Consider the following 17,829-nt stretch of genomic DNA (forward strand, 5'->3'; position numbering starts at 1 on the left):
TATCACAAACTATTTGATGAGAGCTTTACCATGAATGTGTGGCACCTGTCACACCGACGGGCCAAGGGTGCCGCCGAACGGGTGACGACGGTTGACGGGCCATCACCTCCGCTAGCGGCTCCGGCCGTTGCCGTGGCCCCGGCCGGTGATCGCCGACGATCCCTTCGGCACCCCGCCGAGCAGGCGCTTGTCCTCGGCCGACAGTTCGGCCATCGGTTCGGAGGCCGCACGACCGGCCGATTCGGCGGTGAGCTCCGCGCGCTCCGCGCCCTCCCCACCTTCCGCGGTCCGGGCACCGTGCGCAACCGGCCCGGCGGTCCGGGCCACCGGACGGCGGCGGTAGCGCGGCGGCACGAAGGCCTGCACCGCGCGCGGGGCCCGCGGCCGGAACCGCGGAGTGAGCAGCACCACCAGGCCGACCAGGCAGAGCCCGGCCAGCGTGAGGACGACGGTGCGGCCGGTGTTGGTGACCGAGAAGGCGACGGTCCCGAACGCGATCAGCGCGGCCCAGAAGTACATGATCAGTACGGCACGGCTGTGCGAGTGGCCGACCTGGAGCAGTCGGTGGTGCAGGTGCCGCTTGTCGGCGGCGAACGGGGACTGGCCCGCCCAGGTGCGGCGGACCACCGCGAGCAGCAGGTCCGCCAGCGGCAGCGCGATGACCGTCAGCGGCAGCAGCAGCGGGATGTAGATCGGCACCAGGGCGTGCACGGTGGCGGTCTGCGAGCCCAGCTCGCTGGTGATCAGGTCGGGGTCCACGCGGCCGGTGATGGAGATCGCGGCGACGGCCAGCATCAGCCCGAGCATCATCGACCCGGAGTCGCCCATGAAGATCCGGGCCGGGTGCATGTTGTGCGCCAGGAAGCCGAGACACATGCCGATCAGCAGCACGCTGAACAGCACGGCGGGGGCGGCGTCGGTGATCGTGTAGCCGTACCAGAGCCGGTAGGAGTACAGGAAGAAGGCCATCGCGGCGATGCAGACCATGCCGCCCGCCAGGCCGTCCAGGCCGTCGATGAAGTTCACCGCGTTGACCATGACGACGACCATGACCACCGAGATGACCATGCCCTGGGTGGGGCTGACCGCGACCGGCCCGACACCCGGCACCGGCAGGGTGATCACCGTGACGCCCTGCCAGACCATCACGCCGGCGGCGATCATCTGGCCGCCGAGCTTCACCAGGGCGTCCACGCCCCACTTGTCGTCCAGCACGCCGAGCAGCCACATGATGCCGGCGCCGGAGAGCAGCGCCCGGATGTCGGTGCCCTGGGAGAACACCTTGCTCAGGTTGTCCAGCTGGGAGGCGACCAGGATGCCCGCGCAGAGTCCGCCGAACATGGCGATGCCGCCGAGCCGGGGCGTGGGCTCGCGGTGCACGTCGCGGGCGCGGACCGGGGGCATCGCCCCCGCCGCGATGGCGAACTTCCGGACCGGGCCGGTCAGCAGGTAGGTGACGGCCGCGGTGCAGAACAGCACCAGCAGATACTCACGCACCACTGGCCTCCTGCATCGCTGTCCGACGGGTGGGTACCGAAGGTACGCCCGTGCCTGTCCGGGGTTCGAGGTGCGTCGCCACGGCACACACCTTATTGAGTCCGACGCCGGGGGCGCGCATCGCGGTTCGCCCTGCCGGGCAGGAGATTCGGACAGCCGTTCACCGGCGCCCGGCGAAGGCCCGCGCCAGCTCCCGCACCCGCTCCCCCACCCGGACGTCCGCGCCCCGGACGAGCAGCCGTCCGATCAGCCCGGCGATCTCCGCCAGCTCCGCCTCCCCCATGCCCTGCGAGGTCACCGTGCCGCTGCCGAGGCGGATCCCGGAGGCCTCGGCGGGCGGCGCCTCGTCGTACGGCAGCGCGCACTTGCCGAGCAGCAGCCCGGCGGCCGCGCAGCGGCGCTCCGCCTCGGCGCCGGTGACCCCGAGCGGGGCGACGTCGGCCGTCACCAGGTGGGTGTCGGTCCCGCCGGTCAGCGGGCGCGCGCCGGCCTGCGCGAGCCCCTCCGCGAGCACCCGCGCGCCGGCCACCGCGCGGTGCGCGTAGGCGCGGTAGGCGGGCGTCGCGGCCTCGGCCAGCGCGACGGCCTTGCCGGCCACCTCGTTCATCGCGGCGCCGCCCTGGCTGAACGGGAAGACCGCCCGGTCGACCCGCTCGGCCAGCTCCGCGGTGCACAGCAGCAGGCCCCCGCGCGGGCCGCGCAGCAGCTTGTGGGTGGCCGCCACCGTGACGTCCGCGTACGGCACCGGCGACGGCGCCGCGCCGGCCGCGATCAGGCCGGTGGTCTGCGCGGCCGCGGCCACCAGGTAGGCGTCCGCCTCGTCGGCGATCTCCCGGAAGGCGGCCCAGTCCGGGTGGCGCGGGTAGGAGATGGAACCGGCCACGATCGCCTTCGGGCGGTGGCGCAGGGCCAGCTCGCGCACCTGGTCGAGGTCGATCAGGCCGTCCTCGCGGCGCACCCCGTAGCCGACGAAGTCGAACCAGCGGCCGGAGAAGTTGGCCCGCGAGCCGCAGCTGAGGTGGCCGCCGTGCTCCAGCGACATCGCGAGCACCACGTCGCCGGGCCGCAGCAGCGCGGCGTAGGCGGCCAGCATCGCGGAGGTGCCGGAGCGCGGCTGCACATTGGCGTGCGGGGCGGCGAACAGCGCCCGGGCCCGGTCGACCGCGAGCAGCTCGGCGGCGTCGGCGAGCGCGCAGCCGGTGTGGTGGCGGCGGCCGGGGTAGCCCTCGGCGTACTTGTCGATCAGCGGGCCGGTGAGGGCCGCCAGGACGGCCGGGCTGGTGAGGTTCTCCCCCGCCAGCAGCTGGAGCGTCTCGGCCCGCCGCTCGGCCTCGGCGGCCAGCAGGTCGGCCAGCTGCGGATCGGCCCGGTGGAGGGCCGCGGAGAGCGCCTCGGAGGTCTCGACGGGGCCGGTCGCTGCATCGGTGACGGTCATGGCGGGGCTCCCGGGCGCGTCGGGTCGGATTTCTCCAGCGTAGGACCGCCTCCGTGCCCCGGCACGGCGGCGCGTGCCGGGGCACGCCCGCCCGGGCCGGGCACCGCCCGAGTGGGCGCGTCGGCTACAGCGCGCGGACCCCGGTCAGCGCGGTGACCACCGGGTCGACGGCGTGGAATATCTCCTCGCCGCAGTTGCGGAACATCCCGATCGGCGCGCCGTAGGGATCGTGCAGTTCGTCGGCCTCGGGGTCGGCGGCCAGCAGCCAGCCGCGCAGCGAGGCGGCGGCGCGGACCAGCGCGCGGGCGCGCTCGGTGACGTCCGCGCCGCGCCGGGGGTCCGGCAGGGTGCCCGGGTCGATCGTGCGGACCAGCCGGGTGAACTCCTTCAGCGTGAAGGTGCGCAGCCCCGCCTCGTGGCCCATCGAGATGACCTGGGCCCGGTGGTCCAGGGTCGCGGTGAGCACCAGGTCGGCCTCGACCACGTGCTCGTCCAGCAGTTCGCGGCCGGTGAAGCCGCCGCTGTCGGCGCCGTACTCGTCCAGCACCGTGGCGGCGTGCTCCTCCATCGGCGCGCCCACATGGCCCCAGGTGCCGGCCGACTCCACCAGGATCCGCCCGGCCACCCGGGGGTTGAGCCGGGTGTCCAGCTCACGCCGGGTCAGCCGCTCGGCGATCGGCGACCGGCAGATGTTGCCGGTGCAGACGTACAGGATCCGGAAGTGGTCCAGCGGCCTGGGGCCCACGCTCAGGTACGGCGATATGCCGGGCCCGGCATGGAGGGAGGCGGCCGTCAACTGCCGGCCTCCAGGTCGGGGACGACCTCCCTCAGCTGCTCGGCGGAGATCGCGCCGGCCCGCAGCAGCACCGGCACCTTGCCCGTGACGTCCACGATCGACGAGGCCTGGGCGTGGTCGGCGGTGCCGCCGTCCAGGTAGACCGAGATGGCGTCGCCGAGCTGCTGCTGGGCCTCGTCGCAGGTGGCCGGGGACGGGCCGCCGGTCCGGTTGGCGCTGGAGACGGCCATCGGGCCGGTGACGTTCAGCAGCTCGATGGCCACCGGGTGCAGCGGCATCCGCACGGCGACGGTGCCCCGGGTGTCGCCGAGGTCCCAGCGCAGCGAGGGCTGGTGCCTGGCGACCAGGGTGAGGCCGCCGGGCCAGAAGGCGTCGACGAGCTCCCAGGCCTGCTCGGAGAAGTCGGTGACCAGGCCGTGCAGGGTGGTCGGCGAGCCGACCAGGACCGGCGAGGGCATGTTGCGGCCGCGGCCCTTGGCGGCGAGCAGGGCGCCCACCGCCTCCGGCGAGAAGGCGTCCGCGCCGACCCCGTAGAGGGTGTCGGTGGGCAGCACGACGAGTTCGCCGCGGCGGATGGCCGAGGCGGCCTCGCGCAGGCCGGTTGCGCGGTCCCCGGCGTCGGCACAGTCGTAGCGGCGGCTCATCGGTGCGGTCCCCTTCCGGACGGGCTCATGGCGTGGTTCACAGCGACGCCTTGCGCGCCGTGGTGAAGCGGGGGCGGTTGTTGAGGTCCCGGTGGTCGGCGGCGTCGGTCCAGCCGCCCTCCTCGTTGAAGATCCACGGGACCTGTCCGCCCTGGGTGTCGGCGTGCTCGATGACCACGGCGCCGCCCGGGCGCAGCAGACGGGCGGCGACCCGCTCGATGCCGCGGATGGTGTCGAGTCCGTCCTCACCGGAGAACAGCGACATCTGCGGGTCGTGGTCGCGGGCCTCCGGCGCGACGTACTCCCACTCGGTGAGCGGGATGTACGGCGGGTTGGAGATGACGAGGTCGAAGCGGCCGTCCCAGGCGCGGTCGTCCTCGAAGGCCCGGGTGGCGTCGCCCTCGTGCAGGGTGACCCGGGCGCGGTCGGGCGAGGACTCGATGTTGCGCCGGGTGTACGGCAGCGCGCCCTCGTCGAGCTCGAAGGCGTGCACGATGGAGCGCGGCAGCTCCTGGGCCAGGGCGAGCGCGATGGCGCCGGAGCCGGAGCACAGGTCGACCACCAGCGGCTCGGCGACGTCCATCTCGCGGACCGCGTCTATGGCCCACTCGACGACCGTCTCGGTCTCCGGGCGGGGCACGAACACGCCCGGTCCGACCGCCAGTTCGAGGTAGCGGAAGAAGGCCCGGCCGGTGATGTGCTGGAGCGGCTCCCGGGCCTCGCGGCGGGCGACGGCCTCCCAGTACCGGGCGTCGAAGTCACCGTCCTGGACGGTGTGCAGCTGGCTGCGCTTGACGTTGTGGACGTGGGCGGCGAGCTCCTCCGCGTCGAAGCGCGGCGACGGCACGCCGGCCGCGGCCAACCGCTGGGTGGCCTGGGCCACCTCCGCGAGTAGCAGGTTCATCCGTACGACCTCTTGCTTCCGCTCTCCGGCCTCGACGTCGGTCTCGCTGCCGCCGGTGTCAGTTCTGTTGGGCCGCGGCGAGCTTGGCCGCGGCGTCCGCGTCGACGCAGGACTGGATGACGGCGTTCAGCTCGCCGTCCAGCACCTGGTCCAGGTTGTACGACTTGAAGCCCGTGCGGTGGTCCGAGATGCGGTTCTCCGGGTAGTTGTACGTCCGGATCCGCTCGGAACGGTCCACCGTGCGGACCTGGCTGCGGCGCGCGTCCGAGGCCTCCCGCTCGGCCTCCTCCTGCGCGGCGGCCAGCAGCCGCGAACGCAGGATGCGCATCGCCTGCTCCTTGTTCTGCAGCTGGCTCTTCTCGTTCTGGCAGGACGCCACGATACCGGTCGGCAGGTGGGTGATCCGGACCGCGGAGTCGGTGGTGTTGACCGACTGGCCGCCGGGGCCGGAGGAGCGGTACACGTCGATCCGCAGGTCGTTGGCGAGGATCTCGACCTCGACCTCCTCGGCCTCGGGGGTGACCAGCACGCCCGCCGCGGAGGTGTGGATGCGGCCCTGCGACTCGGTGGCCGGGACGCGCTGCACCCGGTGCACGCCGCCCTCGTACTTCAGCCGGGCCCAGACGCCCTGGCCGGGCTCGGCGTTGCCCTTGGTCTTCACCGCGACCGAGACGTCCTTGTAGCCGCCGAGGTCGGACTCGTTGGAGTCGATGATCTCGGTCTTCCACCCGATCCGCTCGGCGAAGCGCAGGTACATCCGGAGCAGGTCGCCGGCGAACAGCGCGGACTCCTCGCCGCCCTCGCCCGCCTTGATCTCCAGGATGACGTCCTTGTCGTCGCTCGGGTCCCGCGGGACGAGCAGCAGCCGCAGCTCCTCGGTCAGCTCCTCGCGGCGGGCCTCGCCGTCCTTCACCTCGGAGAGGAACTCCGAGTCCTCGGCCGCGAGTTCGCGGGCGGCCTCGATGTCCTCGCCGGCCTGCTTCCACTGCCGGTAGACCCGGGTGATCGGGGTCAGCTCGGCGTACCGCTTGGCCAGCTTGCGGGCGTTGGCCTGGTCGGCGTGGACGGACGGGTCGGCCAGCCTCGCTTCGAGGTCGGCGTGCTCGACGAGGAGCTCTTCGACTGCCTCGAACATGGGGTGGCCTTCTTCCCGGGGGATCGTCGTGCGGAGTGGGTTCGCGGAGGTGCGGGGGGACGCGAACGGCGCCGGTCCCCAGCGCCCCCGGAACGAGTTCGGGGGCACCGGGAGACCGGCGCCGAGGGAGCGCTAGGCCTTCGCGCTGTGCTGCTTGCCGAAGCGGGCCTCGAAGCGGGCCACGCGGCCACCGGTGTCGAGGATCTTCTGCTTGCCGGTGTAGAACGGGTGGCACTGCGAGCAGACCTCGGCGCGGATCTCGCCACTGGTCTCGGTCGAGCGGGTGGTGAACTCGGCACCGCAGGTGCAGGTCACGCGGGTGACCACGTACTCGGGGTGAACGTTGGGCTTCAAGGGGTTCTCCTAGTGTTCGGGAGGGCACCGGGTCGGCGGCTGGAATGCCGCACGTGAACCGGGACCGACGGTCCAGTCTGCCAGGACCGGCCGCCTCTTCCCAAACCGGGGGGCGCCGCGGGATATTCCGGGCCGCTCAGGGGCGCTTGGCGGGCGCCTTCGCCGGGGCCGTGGCGGAGGCGCCGGGGGTGGCCTGGGCGGGGTTCTGCGGCTGGGCGGCGAGCACCTCCGCCGGCATCGGGCGGTCGGCCTTGAGGGCCGCCCAGAGCTGGTCGGCCTGCGGCTGCTGCTGGACCACCCGGTCCCGGTCCGTGGGGGCGGCCGTCACCGGCAGGGTGACCATGGCGAGCTGGTCCGGCCCGATGCCCTTGAGCTCCTGGGCGAGTCCGACCAGCGAGTTGACCGAGGCGAGCGCGGAGTCGGTGGTGATCGAGCGGGTCAGGGTGTCGCCGACGGACCAGAGCTTGACCGGGTTGGTCAGCAGCCCGATCCCGCCGGCCTGCTGGAGCAGCGAGCGGACCATCTGCTTCTGGAGTTCGATCCGGCCGAGGTCGCTGCCGTCGCCGACGCCGTGCCGGGTGCGGACGAAGGCGAGCGCCTGCTGCCCGTCCAGGTGGTGCTCCCCGGCCGGGAGGTCCAGGCCGCTGTCCTTGTCGTGGATGGCCACCGTGGTCGTCACGGTGGCCCCGCCTATCGCGTCCACCAGCCGGGCGAAGCCGTTGAAGTCCACCTCGACGTAGTGGTCCATCCGCAGCCCGCTGAGCTGTTCCGCGGTCTTGACCGCGCAGGCCGCGCCGCCGGCCTCGTAGGCGCTGTTGAACATGGCGCGCTTGGCGGCCGGCACGGCCTTCCCCTCGGGGCCGGTGCACTCGGGGCGCGGGACGAGGGTGTCGCGCGGGATGGACACCACGTCGGCGCGGGAGTGGTCCTGGCTGACGTGCACCACCATGGCGGTGTCCGAGCGGGCGGTGCCGCCGGTGTCGCCGCCGGCGAGGTCCGCGTTGCCGCCGGAGCGCGAGTCGGAGCCGAGCACCAGGACGTTGAAGGAACCGTCGGTGGCGGCCGGCGGGCGGGCGGTGCCGAGGGTGGCGTCGATGTCGACGCTCCTGAGGTTGCCGTCCAGTCGCAGGTAGGCGTACCCGGCCGCACCGGCCCCGAGGACGGCGAGCGCGGCGACGGCGCACGCGGCCGTGCGCAGGAGCTTGCGACGGCGGCTCGGGACCCTCTTGTGTTCGGCCATACGGACCAGAGTAAATCGGACAAGACGCCGAAAAGGGCCCCAACTGTCCCGAGTCCGGAACAAACCGTCCGGACACGGCAGCGGGCCCCGGACCGCTCGCGCGGTCCGGGGCCCGGGTGCTTCGACGCGTTCCGCGTCAGTCGCCCGACCCGGGGGTCGTCTTGGCGATCTGCATCAGGAACTCGGCGTTGCTCTTGGTCTGCTTCATCTTGTCCAGCAGCAGCTCGATCGCCTGCTGCGAGTCGAGCGCGTGCAGCACCCGGCGCAGCTTCCAGACGATGGCGAGCTCCTCGCCGCCGAGCAGGATCTCCTCCTTGCGGGTGCTGGAGGCGTCCACGTCGACGGCCGGGAAGATGCGCTTGTCCGAGAGCTTCCGGTCGAGCTTGAGCTCCATGTTGCCGGTGCCCTTGAACTCCTCGAAGATCACCTCGTCCATCCGCGAGCCGGTCTCGACCAGCGCGGTGGCCAGGATGGTCAGCGAGCCGCCGTTCTCGATGTTGCGCGCGGCACCGAAGAACTTCTTCGGCGGGTACAGCGCGGTCGAGTCGACACCACCGGACAGGATGCGGCCGGAGGCCGGCGCCGCCAGGTTGTAGGCGCGGCCCAGACGGGTGATCGAGTCCAGCAGGATCACCACGTCGTGGCCCAGCTCCACCAGGCGCTTGGCGCGCTCGATGGCCAGCTCGGCGACGGTGGTGTGGTCCTCCGCCGGGCGGTCGAAGGTCGAGGAGATGACCTCGCCCTTCACCGACCGCTGCATGTCGGTGACCTCTTCCGGACGCTCGTCGACCAGGACGACCATCAGGTGGCACTCGGGGTTGTTGTGGGTGATCGCGTTGGCGACCGCCTGCAGCACCATCGTCTTGCCGGTCTTCGGCGGCGCGACGATCAGACCGCGCTGGCCCTTGCCGATCGGCGACACCAGGTCGATGATCCGGGTGGTCAGCACGCCCGGGTCGGTCTCCAGGCGCAGCCGCTCCTGCGGGTAGAGCGGGGTCAGCTTGTTGAACTCGGGACGGCCGCGGCCGCTCTCCGGGTCCATGCCGTTGACCGAGTCCAGCCGCACCATGGCGTTGAACTTCTCGCGGCGCTCGCCCTCGCGCGGCTGGCGCACCGCACCGGTGATGGCGTCGCCCTTGCGCAGGCCGTTCTTGCGGACCTGGGCGAGCGAGACGTAGACGTCGTTCTGGCCCGGCAGGTAGCCGGAGGTGCGCACGAACGCGTAGTTGTCGAGGATGTCGAGGATGCCCGCGACCGGGATCAGGACGTCGTCCTCGCCGATCTGCGGCTCGGTGCCACCGGTCTCGAAGCCCTCGCGGCGGCCCCGGCCCCGGCGGTCGCGGTAGCGCCCGCGGCGGCCGCGGCGGCCGTCGCCGTACTCGTCGTCCTCGAAGCCGCCCTGCTGCTGCGCCTGCGGCTGGGCCTGCTGGCCGCCCTGACGGCTCTGCTGGCCCTCGCCCTGGGCGCTCTGCTGCTGGGGGCGCTCGGTGCGGTCGGCGCGGTCGCGGCGGTTGCGGCGGTCGCGGCGCGACTCACGGCCCTCGCCGTCCTGGCCGGCCTGGACCTCGGCGGCCTCCGGACGGCTCTCGCGCTCGCCGCCGTCACGGCGCTCACGGCGCTCACGGCGGTCGCGACGGGTCTCGCGGCCCTCCTCGCGCCCCTCGAACGCGCGGGCGCCCTCGGTACGGGTCTCGGCCTGCTTGGCCTCGGTCACCACGGCGGCGGGCGCCTCGGCGGCGCTCTCGGCGGCCGGGGCGCCGGCGGCCGAGGTGGCCCGGCGGCGGGTGCGCTCGGTGCGCGCGGGGGCGGCGGTCTCGGCGGCGGCCTGGACCGGGATCTCGATCTGGGCCTGCGCCTCGGCGGCGGCGGCGGGGGCCTCGGCCCGGGCGGCGGCGGCCTTGGTGGTCCGGCGGGCCGGCTTCTCGGCCGGCTCGGCGGTCTCGGCCTTCGCGGTGCGCTTGGCGGCCGGAGCGGCGGTGGCGCCGGCGAGCAGCGGGTCGCCGCCGCTCTTCTCCTTGATGGTCTCGATCAGCTGGCTCTTGCGCATGCGTCCGGTACCGGTGATGCCCAGGTCCGCGGCGAGCTTCTGCAGCTCGGCCAGGACCATGCCGTCCAGGCCCGCGGCGGCGGTACGGCGGCGCCGCGCCGGGGCCGCGGGGGCGGCGGCGGCGTCCGACGCGTCGGCGTCCGGGCGCGCGCCCATCAGATCGGTGGTGTCGCTCACTAAGGGTCCTTCCCTGGAGCGGACGTCGGCCTGTCTGGCTCGGCGACCGGTTGTGCTGTCCTGACCAACGCTCGACTGCGTCGGTCCGAGGCGGTGGTCCCCCGAATGGCGCTGGGTGCCAGTCGGAGGAGAGCTGCGAGGTGCGGTGCTTGAAGCACGGTGGTGCTGAGTGGCGTGGCGGGACGGTCGAGTACCGACCCTCCCCCCGGCCGCCGGCCGGGAGGTGCCCCCACGCTGCCTGCGAATCCCGGGCCCCCGTCGCGTGACGGTGGCCCGTGCTCCGCCCGTCCTGGCCTCCAGGTGGGAGGCTGCGGGTGGGAGTCAGGTGCCGTCACGGCTTCGGGATGCGACCGCAAGTCGCGCAGGCAGGCTGCGTACGCGCTGCGGTGGGCTCCCGGAGAATCGTCGCCCCGTACATCGCCGGGACTCCGCTGGTGCGGAGTGCTGGGATCGGGACGCGGCGCACCGAGCCCCGGAGGGCACCTGGTGCAGCAATGAGGTTAACACTACCGACCCCCTCAGACATTCCCCAGCCTTGCGGTTGCCAATCGTGTCCGGACGGTCCGGCCCGAACGGCCTGCTCAGACGCCCAGCGGGAGCACTGCGGCGCCGGTCCGGTCGAGTTCGAGCCGGTGCGCGGCGAACGCCGGGCCGCCGTTGCCGTGGTCGCCGGCGAAGCCCAGGACCTTCTGCACGCCGGCCTCGTCGGTGAGCGCGAGCACGGTCGGGCCGGCGCCGGAGATCACCGCGGGCACGCCCTCGGCGCGCAGCGCGCCCACCAGCGCGGCGCTGTCCGGCATCGCGGAGGCCCGGTAGTCCTGGTGGATCCGGTCCTCGGTGGCGGTCAGCAGCAGGTCCGGGCGCCGGGTCAGCGCCTCGACCAGCAGGGCGGACCGGCCGGCGTTGGCGGCGGCGTCGGCCAGCGGGACGGTCCGCGGCAGCAGGCCGCGGGCGGTCTCGGTGAGCACCTCGGTGGCCGGGACGAACACCACCGGGACGACCTCGGCGGACGGCTCCAGGGCGATCGCCCGGGCGGTGTCCTCCTCGGTCCACGCCACGGTGAAGTTGCCCCGCAGGCAGGCCGCCACGTTGTCCGGGTGGCCCTCCAGCTCGGAGGCGAGGGCCAGCAGGGCGTCGTCGTCCAGGGCGGACGGGCCGCCGATGGTGACGGCGCGGGCGGCGACGATCCCGGCGCAGATCGCGGCGGACGAGGAGCCCAGGCCGCGGCCGTGCGGTATCCGGTTGGCGCAGACCACCTCCAGGCCGCGCGGCTGGCCGCCGAGGCGGTCGAAGGCGGCGCGCATCGAGCGGACCAGCAGGTGGCGCTCGTCGCGCGGAAGGGTGTCGGCACCCTCGCCGGCGATGTCGACGGAGAGCCCGGAGTCGGCGACCCGGACGACCACGTCGTCGTACAGACCCAGCGCGAGTCCGAAGGCGTCGAAGCCCGGACCGAGGTTGGCACTGGTCGCGGGAACCCGGACCCGGACGGCGGCGGCACGGAACGCAGGACCGGCCATGCGGTGGACTCTCCTGGGGAAATCGGGCGGCGCGAAGCGCGTCGGTGCGAGGGTGGGGAGCGGGCCGCGGGCCCCGGCCGGGGCGGACGGTCACAGTCGGTGGTGCGGCCCGCGATGGGGCCGGACCCGGGGCATGTGCCACACGGCCGGACCCAGAGTATCGAAGAGAGGTTCCACAGCGGTACACCCCGTGGGCCTTCGATCTGGTGTGTTGCCGCTTCTGGCCGGATTGCATGCGGGAATCGGATCGGAATGCGCCGGTGAATTGACACAAAAGTGTCGGTCGAGAACGCGAACCGGGCCGACCCCCGAAAGGGTCGGCCCGGGTGGGGGCTGAGCCCCCGGATCGGGTGGGGGGCTAGTCCAGCAGGCCCAGTCGCCGGGCGGCGGCCTCGGGGTCGACCGGGACGATCTGCGGCTGCGGCGCGCCGGCCACCGCCCAGTCGGGGTCCTTGAGGCCGTTGCCGGTCACGGTGCAGACGATCCGCTGGCCCGGATCGACCAGGCCGGCCTCCGCCTTGGCCAGCAGGCCGGCCACCGAGGCGGCCGAGGCGGGCTCCACGAAGACGCCCTCCTGGGAGGCCAACAGGCGGTAGGCGGAGAGAATCTGACGGTCGGTCACCTTGTCGATCAGGCCGCCCGACTCGTCCCGCGCGGCGAGCGCGAAGTCCCAGGAGGCCGGGTTGCCGATCCGGATCGCGGTGGCGATGGTCTGCGGCTTGAGCACCGGGGCGCCGTCGACGATCGGGGCCGAGCCGGAGGCCTGGAAGCCCCACATCCGCGGGGTGCGGGTGGCCAGGCCGTCCGCGGCGTACTCGCGGTAGCCCTTCCAGTACGCGGTGATGTTGCCCGCGTTGCCGACCGGCAGCACGTGGATGTCCGGCGCGTCGCCGAGCATGTCGACGATCTCGAAGGCGGCGGTCTTCTGGCCCTCGATCCGGACCGGGTTCACCGAGTTGACCAGCGCCACCGGGTACTTCTCGGACAGTTCACGCGCAAGGGTGAGGCAGTCGTCGAAGTTCCCGTCCACCTGGAGGATCTTCGCACCGTGCACCAGCGCCTGGCCCATCTTGCCGAGGGCGATCTTGCCCTGCGGGACGAGCACCGCCGACACCATCCGGGCCCGCACCGCGTAGGCGGCGGCGGAGGCCGAGGTGTTGCCGGTGGAGGCGCAGATGACGGCCTGGGCGCCGTCCTCCTTCGCCTTGGAGATGGCCATCGTCATGCCGCGGTCCTTGAAGGACCCGGTCGGGTTGGCGCCCTCGACCTTGAGGTGGACCTCGCAGCCGGTGCGCTCGGAGAGCACCTGGGCGGGGACCAGCGGGGTGCCGCCCTCCAGCAGGGTGACCACCGGGGTCGCCGCGCTGACCGGCAGGCGGTCCCGGTACTCCTCGATCAGGCCCCGCCATTGGTGGGTGTGGGTGCCACGGGCGGCGTTCTCGGCAACGCTGCTCATCATCTGTTCCTATTCCCCTTCGACCCGCATGATGCTGGCCACGTCGCGCACGCTGTCGAGTGCGCGGAGCTTGTCCACCGTCGCCGACAGCGCGGCGTCGGTGGCGCGGTGGGTGACCACGACGAGCGAGGCGTCGCCGTCGCGGCCCTGCTGGCGCACGGTGTCGATGGAGACGCCGTGCTCGGCGAAGACGGAGGCGACCTGGGCGAGCACGCCCGCGCGGTCGTCGACGTCCAGGCTGACGTGGTAGCGGGTGACGACCTCGTCCATCGGCTTGGCCGGCAGCCGGGTGTACACCGAGTCGCCGGGGCCGGTGGCACCGGCGAGCTTGTTGCGGCAGACCGCGACCAGGTCGCCGAGGACCGCGGAGGCGGTCGGCGCGCCGCCGGCGCCCGGGCCGTAGAACATCAGCCGGCCGGCCGCCTCGGCCTCCACGAACACCGCGTTGTACGCCTCGCGGACCGAGGCCAGCGGGTGCGACAGCGGGATCATCGCCGGGTGGACGCGCGCGGTCACCGACTCGCCGTCGGCGGCCCGCTCGCAGATCGCCAGCAGCTTCACCACGCAGCCCATCGCCTTGGCGGAGGCGATGTCGGCGGCGGTCACCTCGGTCAGGCCCTCGCGGTAGACGTCCGCCGCGGTCACCTTGGTGTGGAACGCGATGCCGGCCAGGATCGCGGCCTTGGCGGCGGCGTCGAAGCCCTCCACGTCCGCGGTCGGGTCGGCCTCGGCGTAGCCGAGCGCGGTGGCCTCCTCCAGCGCCTCCGAGTACCCGGCGCCGGTGGTGTCCATCTTGTCGAGGATGAAGTTGGTGGTGCCGTTGACGATGCCCAGCACCCGGTTCACCCGGTCGCCGGCCAGCGACTCGCGCAGCGGGCGCAGCAGCGGGATCGCCCCGGCCACCGCGGCCTCGTAGTAGAGGTCCACGCCGGCCGCGGCGGCCGCCGCGTGCAGCTCGGTGCCGTCCTTGGCGAGCAGCGCCTTGTTCGCGCTGACCACCGAGGCGCCCTGCTCGAACGCCGACAGGATGAGGTGTTTGGACGGCTCGATGCCGCCCACGACCTCGATCACCACGTCGATGTCGCCCCGCTTGACCAGGGCCTCGGCATCGGTGGTGAGCAGGTGCTCGGGCACCCCCGGGCGGGGGCGGCCCGCCCGGCGCACCGCGATGCCGGCGAGCTCGACCGGCGCGCCGATGCGCGCGGCGAGGTCGGCGGCGTCTGTCGTCATGATGCGCGCCACCTCGGAGCCCACCACACCACAGCCCAGCAACGCCACCTTCAGCGGCCGCGTACGCATCATCCGACTCCGCTCTGCATTCATGCTTCGGTCGATCCGGCGGGATTTTCGGGGGCCCGCCGGACTTTCGGTTCCTACCAGTCTCCGGGACTTTCCGTACAGATCTACGGTCGTTCCATGATCTGAGACGAGGATTTCGTCATCCGATATCGAGACGCAGGAGATCCTCCTCCGTCTCGCGCCGGACGATCACCCGGGCCGCACCGTCCTGGACGGCGAGCACGGGGGGCTTGAGGGCGTGGTTGTAGTTGCTCGCCATCGAACGGCAGTACGCGCCGGTGGCGGGCACCGCGACGAGGTCGCCGGGCGCGAGGTCGGCCGGCAGGAAGGCCTCCCGGACGACGATGTCGCCGGACTCGCAGTGCTTGCCGACCACCCGCACCAGCATCGGCTCCGCGTCGCTGGTGCGCGACACCAGGGCCACCGTGTACTCGGCGTCGTACAGCGCGGTGCGGATGTTGTCGGACATTCCGCCGTCCACGCTGACGTAGGTGCGCAGGCCCTCCAGCGGCTTGACGGTGCCGACCTCGTACAGGGTGAACGCGGTCGGGCCGACGATCGCCCGGCCCGGCTCCACGCTCAGCCGGGGGGCGGTGAGGTTCGCGGCCGCGCACTCGCGGCGCACGATGTCGGCCAGCGCGGCGGCGATCTCGGCCGGCTCGCGCGGGTCGTCCTCACTGGTGTAGGCGATGCCCAGGCCGCCGCCGAGGTCGATCTCGGGCAGCTCGACGCCGTGCTCGTCCCGGATCTGCGCCAGCAGGCCGACCACCCGGCGGGCGGCCACCTCGAAGCCGGCGGTGTCGAAGATCTGCGAGCCGATGTGCGAGTGGATGCCGCGCAGTTCCAGGCTCGCGCCGTGCGCCAGGACCCGGCGCACCGCCTCGGCGGCCGCTCCCCCGGTCAGCGAGAGGCCGAACTTCTGGTCCTCGTGCGCGGTGGCGATGAACTCGTGGGTGTGCGCCTCGACGCCGACGGTGACCCGGATCAGCACCGGCTGGCGCACGCCCTGGTGACCGGCGATCACCGCGAGGCGCTCGATCTCCTCGTAGGAGTCGACCACGATGTGCCCGACCCCGGACTTCACCGCGTGCTCCAGCTCGTCCACCGACTTGTTGTTGCCGTGCAGCGCGATCCGCTCCGCCGGCATCCCGGCGGCCAGCGCCACGGCGAGCTCGCCCGGGCTGCAGACGTCGAGGTTGAGGCCCTCCTCGTGCAGCCAGCGCACGACCGCCTTGGAGAGGAAGGCCTTGCCGGCGTAGAAGACGTCGGCGTCCGCGCCGAAGGCCTCACGCCAGGCCCGGGCCCGGGCCCGGAAGTCGGCCTCGTCCATGACGTACGCCGGGGTGCCGTACTCGGCGGCCAGCCGCTTCACGTCGACGCCGCCGACGGTGACCACGCCCCCGGCGTCACGGGCGACGGTCCGGGACCAGACCTTGGGGTCGAGCGCGTTCAGGTCGCTGGGCGGCGCCTGGTAGTGGCCCTCGGGCAGCACGTCGCCGTGCCGGGGGCCTGCGGGGTGTGCGGAGCGAGACATGTCGTTGGTTTCCTCGACCTATGGCGAGGGGCGGCGACGGTCCCCGTTGACCGTCCGCCGCCCCCGCTGTGCACATGGGGGTGGTGCCTACATCCGCTCGGGCGCCGAGACGCCCAGCAGCGTCAGGCCGTTCGCGATGACCGTGCGTGTCGCGTCGGCCAGCCAGAGCCGGGCGTGCGTGAGGTCGGTGACCTCCTCGTCGCCCCGCGGCAGGATGCGGCAGTTGTCGTAGAAGCGGTGGTACTTGGCCGCGAGGTCCTCCAGGTACGTCGCGACCCGGTGCGGCTCGCGCAGCTCGCCGGCCGAGGCCAGCACGCGCGGGAACTCACCGAGGTGGCCGAGCAGGTCGTTCTCCCACTCGGTGGCCAGCAGCTCCGGTTTGAAGTCCTCGGCCGCGCCGCGCGAGATGCCGTGCTCGTCGGCGTTGCGCTGGACCGCGCACATCCGGGAGTGGGCGTACTGGACGTAGTACACCCGGTTCTCGTTGGTCTGGCTGGTCAGGATGTTGATGTCGAGCGTGATGGTGGAGTCGGTGGAGGAGCGCGCCAGGGTGTAGCGGGCCGCGTCCACGCCGATCCACTCGACGACGTCGTCGATCGTGATGATGTTGCCGGCCCGCTTGGACATGCGGACCTCTTCGCCGTCGCGAAGCATCTTCACGAACTGGCCGATCTTCACCTCGATGTTGTGGTTCATGTCGTCGCCCGCGCAGGCCGCGATGGCCTTGAGGCGGTTGACGTAGCCGTGGTGGTCGGCGCCCAGCATGTAGAGCGCGACCTCGGTGCCGCGGTCCCGCTTGGACAGGTAGTACGCGGCGTCGGCGGCGAAGTAGGTGGTGTCGCCGTCGGCCTTGACCAGGACGCGGTCCTTGTCGTCGCCGAAGTCGGTGGTGCGCAGCCAGATGGCGCCGTCCTTCTCGAAGACGTGGCCCTGCTCGCGCAGCCGGTCGATGGCCGTGCCGACGGCGCCCGAGTCGTGCAGCGACTTCTCCGAGAACCAGACGTCGAAGTGGGTGCCGAACTCGTCCATCGAGCGCTTGATCTCGGCGACCATGAGCTTCAGGCCCTCGGCGCGGAAGACCTGGAGCTGCTCGTCCTCGGACTTCTCCAGCAGGCCCGGGAGCGCCTCGGTGATCGCCTTGGCGATGTCGACGATGTACTCGCCGACGTAGCCGCCCTCCGGCACCTCGCGGCCGTTCGCGGCGGCCTGCAGCGAGGAGGCGAACTTGCTGATCTGCACACCGGCGTCGTTGAGGTAGTACTCGGTGGTGACGTCGGCGCCGCAGGCCCGCAGGACCCGCGCCAGCGAGTCGCCGACGGCCGCCCAGCGCACGCCGCCGATGTGGATCGGGCCGGTCGGGTTGGCGGAGACGAACTCCAGGTTGATCTTCAGGCCGGCGAGGTCCTCGTTGCGGCCGTAGGCCTCGCCCGCCTCGACGATGGTGCGCGCCAGCGCGCCGGCGGTGGCGGTGTCCAGGGTGATGTTCAGGAAGCCCGGACCGGCGATGTCGACCTTGGCGACGCCGGTGATCCCTCGCAGGCGGTCGGCCAGTACCTCGGCAACGGCTCGCGGCGGCTTGCCGGCCGCCTTGGCGAGCTGGAGGGCCACGTTGGTCGCGTAGTCGCCGTGGTCCCTGTTCTTGGGCCGCTCGACCGTCACGTGCTCGGGCACGGCGACGGCCAGCTCGCCCGCCTCGACGGCGGTGCTCACTGCGGCCTGGACTGCCTGGGAAAGCTCTGCGGGGGTCACGACGCCAAGCGTAGGCGAGAGGGGGAGGGCGCCCGCCACTCGGTT

At 72.9% G+C, this 17,829-nt stretch carries 14 protein-coding genes; all 14 read right to left on the reverse strand.

All coding sequences use genetic code 11. The features are described from left to right. Positions 1–111: 111 nt before the first annotated feature. On the reverse strand, positions 112–1,497 hold the full coding sequence (locus ACFXAM_RS00535) for an MraY family glycosyltransferase (RefSeq protein WP_380286728.1): 1,386 nt from the start codon (positions 1,495–1,497) through the stop codon (positions 112–114). 160 nt (positions 1,498–1,657) lie between these two features. Beyond that, the gene (glyA, locus tag ACFXAM_RS00540; RefSeq protein ID WP_380286729.1) at positions 1,658–2,932 is read right to left on the reverse strand and encodes a serine hydroxymethyltransferase; all 1,275 of its coding nucleotides are present in this window, start codon (positions 2,930–2,932) and stop codon (positions 1,658–1,660) included. A 124-nt stretch (positions 2,933–3,056) separates the two neighbouring features. After that, entirely contained in the window at positions 3,057–3,695 is a 639-nt protein-coding gene (locus ACFXAM_RS00545) for a protein-tyrosine-phosphatase (protein ID WP_380286772.1), read from the reverse strand. A gap of 29 nt (positions 3,696–3,724) precedes the next feature. Then, positions 3,725–4,372 (reverse strand): L-threonylcarbamoyladenylate synthase, encoded by a 648-nt coding sequence (locus tag ACFXAM_RS00550; RefSeq protein WP_380286730.1) that lies wholly within the window; start codon positions 4,370–4,372, stop codon positions 3,725–3,727. Between the two features lie 37 nt (positions 4,373–4,409). Next, positions 4,410–5,276: a peptide chain release factor N(5)-glutamine methyltransferase gene (gene prmC / locus ACFXAM_RS00555; protein WP_380286731.1), complete on the reverse strand. Its 867-nt coding sequence runs from the start codon at positions 5,274–5,276 to the stop codon at positions 4,410–4,412. A gap of 58 nt (positions 5,277–5,334) precedes the next feature. Beyond that, positions 5,335–6,411 carry a peptide chain release factor 1 gene (gene prfA, locus ACFXAM_RS00560; RefSeq protein ID WP_380286732.1) on the reverse strand — a complete coding sequence of 359 codons (1,077 nt, stop codon included), beginning with the start codon at positions 6,409–6,411 and terminating at the stop codon, positions 5,335–5,337. A gap of 132 nt (positions 6,412–6,543) precedes the next feature. Next, positions 6,544–6,765, reverse strand: coding sequence for a 50S ribosomal protein L31 (gene rpmE, locus ACFXAM_RS00565; protein ID WP_030057539.1), 222 nt, complete (start codon positions 6,763–6,765; stop codon positions 6,544–6,546). 136 nt (positions 6,766–6,901) lie between these two features. Next, positions 6,902–8,005, reverse strand: coding sequence for an LCP family protein (locus ACFXAM_RS00570; RefSeq protein ID WP_380286733.1), 1,104 nt, complete (start codon positions 8,003–8,005; stop codon positions 6,902–6,904). A 136-nt stretch (positions 8,006–8,141) separates the two neighbouring features. Further along, a complete protein-coding gene (gene rho / locus ACFXAM_RS00575) occupies positions 8,142–10,229 on the reverse strand; it encodes a transcription termination factor Rho (protein ID WP_380286734.1) in 2,088 nt (695 codons plus the stop codon). A 581-nt stretch (positions 10,230–10,810) separates the two neighbouring features. Further along, positions 10,811–11,746, reverse strand: a complete 936-nt coding sequence (gene thrB, locus ACFXAM_RS00580) for a homoserine kinase (RefSeq protein WP_380286735.1) — start codon at positions 11,744–11,746, stop codon at positions 10,811–10,813. Between the two features lie 358 nt (positions 11,747–12,104). Then, positions 12,105–13,202 (reverse strand): threonine synthase, encoded by a 1,098-nt coding sequence (gene thrC / locus ACFXAM_RS00585; protein WP_380286736.1) that lies wholly within the window; start codon positions 13,200–13,202, stop codon positions 12,105–12,107. Positions 13,203–13,211: 9 nt separating this feature from the next. Then, positions 13,212–14,504 (reverse strand): homoserine dehydrogenase, encoded by a 1,293-nt coding sequence (locus tag ACFXAM_RS00590; protein ID WP_380286737.1) that lies wholly within the window; start codon positions 14,502–14,504, stop codon positions 13,212–13,214. A gap of 136 nt (positions 14,505–14,640) precedes the next feature. After that, complete coding sequence (gene lysA, locus ACFXAM_RS00595) at positions 14,641–16,035, reverse strand: diaminopimelate decarboxylase (protein ID WP_380286738.1); 1,395 nt, start codon at positions 16,033–16,035, stop codon at positions 14,641–14,643. Between the two features lie 87 nt (positions 16,036–16,122). Then, the gene (gene argS, locus ACFXAM_RS00600; protein ID WP_380286739.1) at positions 16,123–17,784 is read right to left on the reverse strand and encodes an arginine--tRNA ligase; all 1,662 of its coding nucleotides are present in this window, start codon (positions 17,782–17,784) and stop codon (positions 16,123–16,125) included. Positions 17,785–17,829: the final 45 nt, after the last annotated feature.

Origin of the sequence: Kitasatospora sp. NPDC059462, from assembly GCF_042749955.1 — a bacterium.
GTDB lineage: Bacteria > Actinomycetota > Actinomycetes > Streptomycetales > Streptomycetaceae > Kitasatospora.

Coding starts and splice junctions, on each gene's coding strand:
- glyA (WP_380286729.1), bottom strand. CDS start 2,932: ATGACCGTCACCGATGCAGCGACCGGCCCCGTCGAGACCTCCGAGGCG.
- ACFXAM_RS00570 (WP_380286733.1), bottom strand. CDS start 8,005: ATGGCCGAACACAAGAGGGTCCCGAGCCGCCGTCGCAAGCTCCTGCGC.
- lysA (WP_380286738.1), bottom strand. CDS start 16,035: ATGTCTCGCTCCGCACACCCCGCAGGCCCCCGGCACGGCGACGTGCTG.
- ACFXAM_RS00590 (WP_380286737.1), bottom strand. CDS start 14,504: ATGATGCGTACGCGGCCGCTGAAGGTGGCGTTGCTGGGCTGTGGTGTG.
- ACFXAM_RS00550 (WP_380286730.1), bottom strand. CDS start 4,372: ATGAGCCGCCGCTACGACTGTGCCGACGCCGGGGACCGCGCAACCGGC.
- prmC (WP_380286731.1), bottom strand. CDS start 5,276: ATGAACCTGCTACTCGCGGAGGTGGCCCAGGCCACCCAGCGGTTGGCC.
- prfA (WP_380286732.1), bottom strand. CDS start 6,411: ATGTTCGAGGCAGTCGAAGAGCTCCTCGTCGAGCACGCCGACCTCGAA.
- thrC (WP_380286736.1), bottom strand. CDS start 13,202: ATGAGCAGCGTTGCCGAGAACGCCGCCCGTGGCACCCACACCCACCAA.
- thrB (WP_380286735.1), bottom strand. CDS start 11,746: ATGGCCGGTCCTGCGTTCCGTGCCGCCGCCGTCCGGGTCCGGGTTCCC.